The organism is Flindersiella endophytica (assembly GCF_054779015.1).
Genome location: NZ_BAAGYY010000034.1, coordinates 20,583 through 32,625, shown reverse-complemented (window position 1 = coordinate 32,625; position 12,043 = coordinate 20,583). Strand labels below are relative to the sequence as shown.

The 12,043-nt window shown below is 70.0% G+C and carries 11 protein-coding genes; 4 read left to right on the top strand and 7 right to left on the bottom strand.

Annotation, left to right across the window (positions count from 1 at the left end):
- Positions 1-48: 48 nt before the first annotated feature.
- The 5 genes from ACYVF6_RS37665 to ACYVF6_RS37645 all read right to left on the bottom strand — a co-directional run bounded on the left by ACYVF6_RS37665 (position 49) and on the right by ACYVF6_RS37645 (position 4,362).
- Entirely contained in the window at positions 49-762 is a 714-nt protein-coding gene (locus ACYVF6_RS37665) for a cupredoxin domain-containing protein (protein ID WP_460528757.1), read from the bottom strand.
- A complete protein-coding gene (locus tag ACYVF6_RS37660; protein ID WP_460528755.1) occupies positions 759-1,355 on the bottom strand; it encodes a YceI family protein in 597 nt (198 codons plus the stop codon). Before ACYVF6_RS37660 ends, ACYVF6_RS37665 begins: the two co-directional genes overlap by 4 nt.
- A gap of 90 nt (positions 1,356-1,445) precedes the next feature.
- The gene (locus ACYVF6_RS37655; RefSeq protein ID WP_460528753.1) at positions 1,446-2,444 is read right to left on the bottom strand and encodes a cupredoxin domain-containing protein; all 999 of its coding nucleotides are present in this window, start codon (positions 2,442-2,444) and stop codon (positions 1,446-1,448) included.
- A gap of 32 nt (positions 2,445-2,476) precedes the next feature.
- The gene (locus ACYVF6_RS37650) at positions 2,477-3,826 is read right to left on the bottom strand and encodes a copper resistance CopC/CopD family protein (RefSeq protein WP_460528751.1); all 1,350 of its coding nucleotides are present in this window, start codon (positions 3,824-3,826) and stop codon (positions 2,477-2,479) included.
- Positions 3,823-4,362 (bottom strand): hypothetical protein, encoded by a 540-nt coding sequence (locus ACYVF6_RS37645; protein ID WP_460528749.1) that lies wholly within the window; start codon positions 4,360-4,362, stop codon positions 3,823-3,825. Before ACYVF6_RS37645 ends, ACYVF6_RS37650 begins: the two co-directional genes overlap by 4 nt.
- A 199-nt stretch (positions 4,363-4,561) precedes the next feature.
- Here ACYVF6_RS37645 and ACYVF6_RS37640 point away from each other — a divergent pair, with 199 nt between their 5' ends.
- Positions 4,562-5,605, top strand: a complete 1,044-nt coding sequence (locus ACYVF6_RS37640; RefSeq protein ID WP_460528747.1) for a lactonase family protein — start codon at positions 4,562-4,564, stop codon at positions 5,603-5,605.
- 78 nt (positions 5,606-5,683) lie between these two features.
- The gene (locus ACYVF6_RS37635) at positions 5,684-5,962 is read left to right on the top strand and encodes a DUF4190 domain-containing protein (protein ID WP_460528745.1); all 279 of its coding nucleotides are present in this window, start codon (positions 5,684-5,686) and stop codon (positions 5,960-5,962) included.
- Positions 5,963-5,993: 31 nt separating this feature from the next.
- Here the strand turns inward: ACYVF6_RS37635 and ACYVF6_RS37630 are convergent, their stop codons facing one another.
- Positions 5,994-7,043, bottom strand: a complete 1,050-nt coding sequence (locus ACYVF6_RS37630; RefSeq protein ID WP_460528743.1) for a zinc-dependent alcohol dehydrogenase — start codon at positions 7,041-7,043, stop codon at positions 5,994-5,996.
- A 93-nt stretch (positions 7,044-7,136) separates the two neighbouring features.
- On the bottom strand, positions 7,137-7,880 hold the full coding sequence (locus ACYVF6_RS37625; RefSeq protein ID WP_460528741.1) for an IclR family transcriptional regulator: 744 nt from the start codon (positions 7,878-7,880) through the stop codon (positions 7,137-7,139).
- 107 nt (positions 7,881-7,987) lie between these two features.
- On the opposite strand from ACYVF6_RS37625, the gene ACYVF6_RS37620 reads away from it, so the two are divergent.
- On the top strand, positions 7,988-9,151 hold the full coding sequence (locus tag ACYVF6_RS37620) for a pyridoxal-phosphate-dependent aminotransferase family protein (protein WP_460528739.1): 1,164 nt from the start codon (positions 7,988-7,990) through the stop codon (positions 9,149-9,151).
- Positions 9,148-12,042, top strand: a complete 2,895-nt coding sequence (locus ACYVF6_RS37615; RefSeq protein ID WP_460528737.1) for an FAD-binding and (Fe-S)-binding domain-containing protein — start codon at positions 9,148-9,150, stop codon at positions 12,040-12,042. The genes ACYVF6_RS37620 and ACYVF6_RS37615 overlap by 4 nt, the downstream gene beginning before the upstream one ends.
- The last annotated feature ends 1 nt before the right edge of the window (position 12,043 follow it).

Genomic DNA, 12,043 nt, shown 5'->3' with positions numbered 1-12,043 from the left:
CTCCTCCGACATCGTGGTGCGATCCGTACAACGTACCCGCAATCGCGCTTATGAGATTGTTTGTTCGCGAACTTCTTTGCTCGGCCGGGACGCCAACGCCAGCAGGCAGAAGACAGCCACGGCCGTGACCAGGCCGGCGAGCAGCAGCAACGGAGACAACGCCGATCCGCCGCCCTGCTGCGGAACGCTCGCGATCACCGTCGGCGCAGGCGATGCGGCAGCCGGTGAGGTCGCCGTCGGAGTGAGGGCCGGACTCGTCGTGGTCGGCTTCGCACTCGGTGTAGCCGTCGAAGTCCTTGTCTGCTTGGGCTCCTCCTCTCGCGGGTCAGCCTTGTCTTCACTGCGCGAAGGGTTGGGAGCCGCGCTCCGCGAGGGCTCCCGGCTCTTCGTGGGTTCAGGCTCGGGTGGAGGCTTCGGAGCAGCCACCACGATGCTGGCCTTCATGTCCGGATGCACTGTGCAGTAGTAGAAGTACGTGCCGGCCGTGTTGAACGTGTGCGTCCAGGAGCCGCCCTGGTTCAGCATCGGCGAGTGGAACGACGCCGGTCCGCTGGTCGTCTTCGCGTCGTGCGGTGCCTCGTCGTGGTTCATCCACGTCACCGAGTCACCGCGCTGCACGGTCAGCGAGCGCGGCGAGAACGCGTAGTTCTCCATGTCGACGTGGTGACCTGCGGCGCCGGCGGGGGCGCCGGACACCCACACCAGCGCGACGGCTGCGAACGCCAGCCCGCCGCCGGCGAGCCCGTAGTCCCGGAGCTTCACGCTGCTTCCTCCCCCTCGACGGTCCGCCCGGCCGCTTCCTCGACCCCGGCCGTCGCCTGCTCGGCCGTGAACTCCGCTGCCAGGGTGAGCCGCAGGCTCCCCGGCTGACGCCGCCAGCCGCCCTTCACCTGCTTGCGTCCGGGCAGCACCTCAGCCAGCGGGAGGTAGCTCTCGCCGTGCACGATCACGCCTCGTTCGCCGGCGCTGACCACGCGTGCCTGCAGGGCGAGTATGGTCTTGCGGCCGGCGACCTCCAGCTCTCCGACCACGACCAGCCGGTCGGTGCCGGCGGTCGCGCAGTAGGTGGACTCGAACCCGATCTCGGGCGTCCGCCCGGCACCGAGCAGCGAACGGATCCGGCCGGCCAGCGGCTTCGGATCAGTCGCGGACTGCTTCGCGTCCAGCCACAACTCCAGCCCGGCACTGGCACCGGGAGTGAACCGGCCGCTCAGCGCCGGAACCCACCCTCGTACGACGGTCACGCCCGCGAACCGGACCGCGAACTCGGCGACACACCGATCCGTCCGCAGTGCCCAGTCGCTGCCGGAGTACCTGGTGAGGACGTGACCATCCGGCTCTGCCTCTACCGCCATCGCGGTTCCCTTCTCTCAGCCGGTGACAGAATTGAGAACTGTGGTGGTCCGGCCGACTGCGACTCGGCCGGACCACCCGCTTGTTCTTTCTCAGCAGGACCCGAGCTCAGCGCCGGCGAGCGGCTTGAGCATGTCCTCGATCATCACCGTGTGCGTGAGCACGTACTGGTCCACGTCGGCGATATCGGCGACCTGACCAGAAAGCGACCGCTCCAGGTGCGCGGCGTACAGGTGCTGCAGGAACACGTCCACCGTCTCGCTGCTCGCACCGGTCAGCCCGGAGAGCTGCGGCTTGAGCATGTCCTCGATCATCACCGTGTGCGTCAGCACGTACTGGTCCAGGTCGAGGATGTCGGTGATCTGCCCGGTCGGCGAACGCTCCAGGTGAGCCGCGTAGACGTGCTGCAGGAAGACGTCGACGGTCTCGGCCAGGGCTCCACAGTCGTCCGGCGGCGTCGTCGGTGTCGTCGTCGGAGTGGTGGTCGGAGTGGTCGTGGGTGTCGTCGTCGGGGTGGTCGTCGTGGTCGGAGTCGGCGATGGCTCCGAGCCGCCGGCGGCCGTCACGGCGGCCTTCATGTTCGGGTGGATCGAGCAGTAGTAGTCGTACGTACCGGCGTTGGTGAACGTGAAGGAGTACTTCTGCCCCTTCTCCAGCGTCGGCGAGCTGAACTTCGCCGGGCCGTCGGTGACGACGACGTTGTGCGGCGCCTCGTCCATGTTCGTCCAGGTCACCGTGTCGCCCACCTTGACGTCGAGCTTCGCGGGCGAGAACGCCATGTTCATCATCATGACCTCGTGGGTCTCGGCCGCGGCCGCCTTGTTCTGCGGCTCGACCTTCTGCGCGACCGGCTTGGCCTGCGCGGCCTGGTCAGCTTCCGCCGCGGCGGCCTTCACCGCGTCCTCGCGCTGGCTGCCCTGTGCGGCGACCGAATCGGAGGAAGTTCCGGCGAGCTGCGCGAGCTGCTGACCGCCTGGAACGACTCGCAGGAACGACAGGGCCACGAACGAAGCCGCGATGCCGGCGACGGCCACGGCCGTCAGCATCGCTCGTCTTCGAGGCATCGCGGCCTTGGTTGGTTCTTCCGTCATCGAGACGAACTTCCTTCCCTTTTTCGACTTCGTCATCGGCCAGGGTTGGCCGTGACGAGCAACACGGCCACGGCGAGGACGCCGAGCAGCAGCCCGGTCTCCGCCATGACCGACAACCTGAGTGGGCGAACAGCCGCCCGATCCGCGCCCAGCACCACGACGTACCGCAGCCGGCGGGCAACCCACGCCTTGCTGCGTTGGGCAACGGCCAGCACGAGCGCGACAATCGCGAGCTTGACGAGCAGCAGCCGGCCGTACGACGTGGTCACCAGGCCGTCCACCGAGCCGACCAGCTGCCAGGCCAGCACCGCGCCGGCGGCGGCGATCGCGACCACGGACGTCAACGCGAGCGTGGAGTATCTCGGCATGACGACGGCCAGCTCCTCCGCGCGCCGGCGTGGGAGCACGGCCGCCAGCAGGAGGACGAGCCCGCCGATCCAGGTGGACATGCCGATCAGGTGCACGAGGTTGGCGATCTGGCTCACGGCCGGTGCCGCCGTTTCCGCCGCGTGGCTGATCATCCCGGTTGTCACGACCAGCCCGAACGTGGTCGCAGCGGCACCGACCCGCCACGCGTGCGTGGTGACGGCGAGCCGGTCGCGTTGCAGCAGCCAGGTGAGGACGATCGCGGCCAGCAGCCAGAGCAACGTCCTGGCCGCGAGCACCTGACCCACCTCCGTGGACAGCACCGGGCCGAACACGGCCGGGCTGATCACGTCGGCGAGCGGACGCGTCTCGGCGTACGCGCCCTGGAAGCCGATGGAGGCGAGCGAGCTGAGCGCGCCGAGGCCACAAGCCACCGCCAGCAGCCGCCTGGTCCGGCGGTCGCCGGAGCCGGCCGGCCACAGCACGCTGACGAACACCAGGCCGCCGAGGAACAACGCGAGCGCGAGATAGCCAAGGCCTCGGACGGCCAGGTAGCCGTAACGTACCTCGGGGTCGAGCGTGGGAACGGCGGTGTCCTCGGCCTGCCTGGTTGGTGGCTCGGCGCTGACCGGCGGCTTCGCGGCCGCGGCTGCTTCGGCCCCGACCTTGAACTCCACGATGCCGTCGATCACATGCCCGTCGCTGAGGCTGACGACGCGCCAGTTGAGCTTGACGCTCCCAGCCGTCCGCGGGTCGAGTTTCGACAGGTCGGCCACCAGGACGGTCTTCCGGCCGCCCGGCTGGCTCACGGGCAGCCTGCTCGAGCCCAGCCGGACCTGGGAGAACTCGCCCGAGACGGCACCGGTGAACGTCAGCGTCGCCTTGCCAGGAAGGGCTTTCAGGCTCGCGCCGTTACGCGGGTCCGAGCTCGCGAGGTCCGCCTGCGCGTACGCCGGCGCCGCCCAGGCGAGCAGGACGCCCAGCATCCCTGCCAGGGCGAGCAGCCGGCGCTTCACGGCGCCACCAGCAGGAGGCACGTCGTCTCACCGAGTAGGGCCGACTGCAGCGGATCGAGGACGGGCTGGACCACCGGACCGGCCACCGGACCGACGACAGGAAGCGACTCGACGATGCCGGGTGGGCAGGTCGGTGCCGGTGTCGAGGTCGGCCGCGGCGGTGGAGTCGTGAACGTCGGACTCGCTGTCGGATAAGGGCTTTCCGGCTCGCCCGGCTCGGAGGTGGCGGTCTGCGTCGAACCTGGGTCGCCCGGGTCCGTGATCTCGCCCGGCAGGTCGGTCCCGGTGTCGTCCGAGGTCTGGTCGGGGCCGGTCTGGTCCGCCACATCCTCCGGATCCGTTGGCCGGCTTGCCGGTTCGGTGGGCGGTGGCGTGCTCGCCTCGGTGGTGGGCGCGGGCGTGGGCATCGCGATCGTCGGCTGATCGCCTGCCTGGCTTGGGCGAACACCGATGCCGGAGGCGTACCCGAGTACGACCACGACGGTGCCGACCAAGGCGGCGGCGATCAGATTGTCACGGGTCGCCGACACGGCCATGTCCAACGTCCTCTCTCGTCGTCCGGGATTTCCGAAATGGGATTCCTGATGAGCTAAACGATCGGCCGGATTTGGTCCTGTATCGCGGCCGTAAACAGTTCATGGCTCTTTGCTCACGCCGAGTGTCATGGCACAGTGATGTCTGCCACGCGGCTGTGCCGCATGGTTTGCACAGTTGAAGCGAACGCGAGGAGACCACGTGAGCAGTCAGCGGCCGGTTTACATCGGCTCTTTCACCAAGGAGACAGGCGGCGAAGGCACCGGAATCAGCCTGGCCAGGCAAGACACCGGCACCGGCGCGCTCACACTCGTGAGCCTGGTGGCCAAGTCCATTTCACCGGCGTTCCTCGCCTGGCACCCCGACGGCCGCCACCTCTACGCCGTCAACGAGGAGGCGCGGGCGGCGATCACGGCCTACGAAGTCACCGGCGAGGGCGGGCTGCGCGAGCTGACAACGGCCGCGACCGGAGGCAACGGCGCATGCCACCTCGTCGTGCACCCGAGCGGCGGTTACGTCCTCTCGGCGAGCTACGGCAGCGGATCGCTCAGCGTGCATCCGATCGGCGACGACGGATCGATCGGCGAACGCACCGACTTCGTGCAGCACCTCGGCTCCGGCCCACGCATCGACCGGCAGAGCGAGGCGCACGCGCACCACATCCGCGTCGACCCGTCGGGCCAGTGGGTGCTCGCGGTCGACCTCGGCACCGACTCCGTGATCACTTACACACTCGACCTCGAGCTCGGCAGGCTCGTGGAGTCGTCGGTCGCCAAGACCGAGCCGGGCGCCGGCCCGCGGCACCTGGCGTTCGCGCCGGACAACAAGCACATCTACGTCGCCGGCGAGCTCGACTCGACCGTCACGACGTTCGCGTTCGACGCCGGCACGGGCGTGTTGACGAAGGTCGCCGTCGCGCCGTCGACGGTGGCCGAGGCGCCCGCCGACAACTACCCCTCCGAGATCGCGATCAGCGACGACGGTGCGTTCCTCTACGTCGCCAACCGCGGGCTTGATCTGGTCACCGCGCTGGCCGTCTCCGGGCCCGACGTGCGTCCGGTTTCGGACGTGCCGACCGGTGGCGCGTGGCCGCGGCACCTCGCGGTTTTCGGCGGTCACCTGTACGTCGCGAACGAGCGCTCACACGACGTCACGCACTTCGTGCTCAACGCGGGCGTGCCCGAGCAGGCCGGCGACGTACTCGCGATTCCGAGCCCGGCCTGCATCCTGCCGGCGCCCGCGTAGGATTCCCGGCGTTCGGCCGCGGGAAGGACGAAATCGTGTCAGGCTGTTCGCCACGAGGGACAAGAGAGGGGGCTAGCCATGGGTGACGCTTACGGCCAGCCGGCCAGGAACGCCGACGGAGCAACGGCCGCGCTCGTGTGCGGGATCGTCGGACTGCTGTGCTGCGGGATCCTGTCCGTGATCGCCTGGGTGCAGGGCAACAAGGCGCTCGCCCAGATCGAGGCGAGTGGCGGCACGCTCGGCGGCAAGAGCAACGCGTCGGCGGGCCGGATCCTCGGCATCGTCGGCACCGTTTTGTGGATCTTGGGTATCGTGTTCAGCGCGTTCCGCTGGAACAGCCTCAACACCAACTTCTAGGCCGCGCTGCTGCCGCGGCGGCCGCAGTGGCTCAGCCCTGCGGCAGGACGAGCACCTTGCTCGCGGGGTTCTCGCCCTTGGCCAGGGCGTGGAACGCCTCGGGGGCGCGGTCCCAGCCCACCCGGTCCTCGATCAGGCGAGCCAGCTCGGGCGGTGCCGTCGCGACCCATTCGGCGGTGTCGCGGAAGTCCTTGGCGGGATAGCAGTAGCTGCCGATCAGCGTGCGCTCCTCGATGCTGATCGAGTAAGCCTGCAAGGACAACTGGGGTTCCTGCATGCCGACCAGCACGATGCCGGCGCCCATGTCCGTTGCCTGCAAGGCGTCCGCGATCGAACGGCCGGAGCCGACCGCGTCGAGCGCGAGCGTGGCCGGGCGGCCGAGCATCTCGCGTACGGCATCGGCGATGTTGCCCGCTGTCGGGTCGACGGCCGGCAGGCCGATGTCGCCAAGCAGGGCACGCCTCCTGGCGTCCGGCTCGGAAACGACGACCGCATCGGCCCCCAGCCGGCGGGCCGCGAGCGCGGAGGCCTGCCCGATCGGGCCGCCACCGACGACGAACACCGCGTCGCCGGGGCCGCACTTGCCTCGCACCGCCGCGTGGCGGCCGACCGACAACGGCTCGACCAGCGCGCCGTACTCCGCGGGCATGTCGTCGGGCAGCGGGACGACATTGGCGGCGGGGACGACCATCAGGTCGGCGAAGGCAGAGCTGATCGACGGCTCGACACCGATGATCTTCCGCTGCGCACAGCGATGGTCGTTGCCGGACCGGCAGGCGTCGCAGGTGCCGCAGGCAAGCACGGGCTCGATCGTGACGAGCGTGCCGGCGGCGGCCTGCGTGCCGGTTTCGGACAGCTGGGCCTGGGCCTCGGCTCCGAGCTCCCGGATCCGCCCGACGGTCTCATGACCCATCACCTGCCCGGGGAAGCGGCGGCCGTTCTCGCCGGTGTAACCATGGAGGTCTGAGCCACAGATGCCCGTGGCGAGAATCTCGACGAGCACGTCGCCGGGGCCGACCTGTGGGTCCGGCCGCTCTTCGACGGCGATGTCCCACGGTCCCCGAAACACCAATGCACGCATGAGTGCAACCTACCTCCGAGAAGTTACTGGACAAGCGCTGACCGCTATCACGCCGCATATGTGAACTGACGCTTCGTCAATCCCTGCGACGGCCTAGCTCCAGCCGAGATCGGCGCTCAACGCCTCTGCCGCCTGCCGCACCAGCCGGCCGAACTCCGGGCGGCGCCTGGCCGGCATCCGGGTGCTCGGAGTCGAGATCGAGAGGCTGCCGATCGGGATGCCCTGCTCGTCCAGCACGGCGGCTGCCACCGCCGCGATGTCGGAGCGCCACTCGCCGGCGTTGACCGCGTAGCCCCGGCGACGTGTCAGCGCGAGCTCGGTGCGCAGGCGCTCGGGGTCGGTGATCGTGGTCTGGGTGTGGGCGGCCAGGCCCTCGGCGATCACCCGCTCGACAACAGAGTCCGGGCGGTGAGCCAGCACCGCCTTGCCGTTGGCCGATGCGTAGAGCGGCAGCTTCACACCCAGCGGCAGCACGATCCGCACCGACTTGGCGGTCTGCAGCCGCTCGATCAGCACCACGCCGTCGCCCTCGGGCACCATCAGGTGGATGGTCTCCTCGGTCCGCTCGCGCAGCTCCTCCATCCGGGGCATCGCCGCATCGCGCAGGCTGAGCTCCTCGGTCGCGTGCCGGCCGACCGACAAGGCCTTCGTGGTCAGCACCCAGCGAGTCACCTCACCGCCGGCCGGGCGGATCCAGCCGGCCTCGTGGAGGGTACGCAGGCCACGCTGCACCGTGCTCTTCGGCAGATCCAAGCCGCGCGACAGCTCGCCGACGCCTGCCGGCTGGTGCGCGGCCACGGCTTCCAGCACCCGAAGTGCGTTGAGGACGCTCTGCATGCCTTGACGACCCCACCTTCCGGACCTACTCTGCATCGTACCTCCGCACGGCACGTCGTGCTGCCATACGGCACGAAAGACAAACCGACCGGGAGGAGTGAACGGCTGTGGGCGGACGGCACTTCCTGCAGATCCCTGGCCCTACGAACGTTCCGGACCGTGTGCTCCGCGCGCTGGCCAGACCGACGATCGACCATCGCGGACCGGAGTTCGCCGCGCTCACGCTCGACCTGCTGCCACGGCTGGCGAGCGTCATCCAGACCTCCGGCCCGGTCGTGCTCTATCCGTCGTCCGGAACAGGGGCCTGGGAGGCCGCGCTGGTCAACACGCTCTCGCCCGGCGATCGCGTGCTGGCGTTCGAGAGCGGGCAGTTCGCGGTGCTCTGGCGCAACCTGGCCGAACGGCTCGGCCTGGTCGTCGACTTCGTGCCCGGCGACTGGCGGCACGGCGCCGATCCGGAGGTCGTCGCCGAACGGCTGAGCGCCGACAGCGCGCACGAGATCGCCGCGGTGATGGTCGTGCACAACGAGACGTCCACAGGCGTACGCAGCCGGGTGCCCGAGATCCGCGCGGCGATCGACGCCGCCGGCCATCCGGCTCTGCTGATGGTCGACACGATCTCGTCGCTCGCCTCGATGGACTACCGCCACGACGAGTGGGGCGTCGACGTCACGATCGGCTGTTCGCAGAAGGGCCTGATGCTGCCGCCCGGCCTCGGGCTGAACGCGGTCAGCGAGAAGGCCTTGCGGGCCGGCCGGCAGGCCGGGCTGCCGCGCGCGTATTGGGACTGGCAACCCATCCTCGACACCAACCGCGCCGGCTTCTTCCCGTACACACCGCCGACGAATCTCCTGTACGGCCTGGCGGAATCGCTCGCCATGCTCGAGGAGGAAGGCCTGCGAGCCGTGTTCGAACGGCACGCCCGGCACGCGGAGGCCACCCGCCGGGCCGTGCGGGCGTGGGGGCTCGAGGTGCTCTGCGCGGACGAACGGGAGTACTCCAGCACGCTCACCGCCGTCGTGGTTCCCCAACCGCACGACGCCGACGAGATCCGCCGGCACATTCTCGAACGTTTCGACCTGTCACTCGGCACGGGGCTCGGCAAGCTCGCCGGCCGGGTGTTCCGGATCGGGCATCTCGGCGACCTCAACGACGTCAGCCTCGCCGGCACGTTGAGCGGCGTCGAGCTCGGGCTGCTGGAGTCCGGCGTTCCGATCAAGGCCGGAGGCGTCGACGCGGCACTGACGTTCCTCACAAGGCGGAACTCATGACCGGCGCCACCCCCGAGGCGATCGCGGCCGCGCTGCGGAAGCAGCTCGACGGCGACGTACGCGTCGACCCGTACACGCTGCATCTCTACTCCAGGGACGCCAGCATGTACGCGATCCAGCCGCTCGCGGTCGCCCTGCCGAGGCATGCCGCCGACGTCGCCGCGATCGTACGGACGGCCGGCGAGCTCGGCGTGCCCGTGCTTCCGCGCGGCGCCGGCACCAGCCTGGCCGGCCAGACCGTCGGCCGGGCGATCGTCGTCGACTGTTCGCGGCACCTGAACGGCATCCTCTCGATCGATCCGGAGAACCGGACCGCGTACGTCCAGCCCGGCGTCGTGCAGGACCAGCTCAACCGGGCCGCGGCCGAGCACGGCCTGATGTTCGGCCCGGACACCTCCACCAGCAATCGAGCCACGATCGGCGGGATGATCGGCAACAACTCCGCGGGCAGCCACTCGATCACCTACGGCTCGACGATCGACCACGTGAACGCCGTCGACGTCGTGCTGGCAGACGGCTCCCAGACCGTCCTCGCGCCACGGCCCGTCGCGGACGCCGGAACGTCAAGCGGGCGACGGCTCGAGGACCAGATCTACCGCGCCCTGCCACCGCTGCTCCGGCAACGGGCCGCCGCACTGGCCGGATTCCCTCCACACCAACGGCATTCCGGCGGCTACCGGATCGATCGCGTACTGCACGACGAGCTAGTCGATCCCGTGAAGGTGGTCGTCGGTTCCGAGGGCACGCTGGCGATCGTCACCGAGGCCGAGGTGCGGCTCGTTCCCAAGCCGAAGGCTCGCGCGATCGCGGTCGGGCACTTCCGCTCGACGCCGGAGGCGGTCGCGGCCACCGGCGACGCACTCGCGCAGGGTGCCGGATCGGTCGAGCTGCTGGACCGGACGATTCTCGACCTGTCGCGCCGGCGCGTGGAGTACGCCGGGCTCGGCGAGATCCTCGTCGACGACCCGGCCGCGTTGCTGTTCGTCGAGTGCTTCGGCGACGACGCCGAGACCGCACGGGCGCAGGTCGCCGAGCTGGCGAGCACCTGGCGCATGCACGGCCACGGCTATCACACACTGCAGGCCGTCACACCGCGCGAGCAGGAAGCCGTACTCAAGGTACGCAAGGCCGGCCTCGGCCTGCTGATGGCCGCCAGCACCGGCACCCGGAGGCCGCTCGCGTTCGTCGAGGACACGGCCGTGCCCCCGGACGTGCTCGTTCCGTACGTCGAGGAGTTCAGCGCGATCCTTTCCCGGCACGGGCTGGAGGCCGGCTTCTACGGGCACTGTTCGGTCGGCTGCCTGCACATCCGGCCGTTCGTCGACGTCCGCGAGGCCTCGCAGCGCGAGGCGATGCGGGCCGTCGCCGAGGAGATCGCCAAGCTGGCTTGGCGATACGGCGGCGTCAACTCCAGCGAGCACGGCGACGGGCTGGCCCGTGCGGAGTTCAGCCGGCAGCTGTTCGGCGCCGAGCTCTACGAAGCGATGCGCGACGTCAAGCGGCTGTTCGACCCGGACGGAAGACTCAACCCCGGCAAGATCGTCGACCCGCCACCGATGACCGACCACCTGCGCGACGCCGCCCTGCCCGTCGCCGCCGGCCTGCGTACGACGCTGTCGTTCGCGGAACCTGGCGGCGGGATGCGGGCCGCCGCCGATCGCTGCATGAACATCGGCGCCTGCCGCAAGACCGACGCCGGCGTGATGTGCCCGTCGTACATGGCGACGCGCGAGGAGGAGCACTCGACGCGCGGGCGCGCGAACGCACTCGTCAAGGCGCTCTCGTCGCCCGATCCCCAAGCGGCGCTGGGCGACGAGCGGCTGCACGACATCCTCGACCTCTGCCTGGAGTGCAAGGCCTGCAAGTCGGAATGCCCGCTGGGCGTGGACATGGCCGGCCTGAAGTCGGAGGCGCTCGCGCACTATTACGCGTTGCACGGCACGCCGAAGCGGGCCCGGTTGTTCGGCGGCATCCGTACGCTGAACCGGCTCGGCTCGGCGTTCGCGCCGCTGTCGAACTGGCCGCTACGCCTGGGCGCCGTGCGCCGGTTCACCGAGCGCGCGTTCGGCATCGCCCGCCGCCGTCCGCTGCCTCGCTTCGAGCGCGACAACCTGGTCCGCTGGTTCGGGCGGCGGAAGCCTCCGGCGAACGCGAGCCGCGGCGAGGTCGTGCTGCTGGCCGACTCGTTCACCACGTACAGCGAGCCGGGGATCGGGCGAGCGGCGGTCGAACTGCTGGAGCGGGCCGGCTGGCGGGTCCGCCTCGAGCACGGCGGCTGCTGCGGGCGGGCCGGCCTGTCCAAAGGCCTGCTCACACAGGCGAAACAGCAGGCCGAGTCGATGGTGGACCGGCTCGCTGCCGAGGCCGGCCGCGGCATCTCGATCGTCGGCATCGAACCGTCCTGCCTGCTGACGTTGCGAGACGAGTACACCGCCCTCCTTCCCGGCGACGATCGAGCAGCGACGGTCGCCGGGCAGGCCCGGCTCGTCGGCGACCTGCTCGTCGACGCGATCGACGACGGTTCGCTCGTCCTGCAAGCGAATTCGCCGGTCAGCGGCCGCCGCATACTGCTGCACGGCCACTGCCACGAGAAGGCGGTCGTGGGTACGGCGACCAGCCGCGCACTGCTCGAACGCATCCCCGGAGCAGACGTCGAGGAACTGGACGCCGGCTGCTGCGGCATGGCCGGCTCGTTCGGCTTCGAGACCGAACACTACGAACTGTCAATGACAATAGGTGGACTCCGCCTGTTCCCCGCGGTCACCGCCGAACCCGACAGCACCTTGATCGCCGCCACCGGCGTCTCCTGCCGGCAGCAGATCGCGCACGGCACCACCCGTACGGCCCACCACCCCGTCGAACTGGTCCACGCGGCGCTCGGGCGTGGTTGAC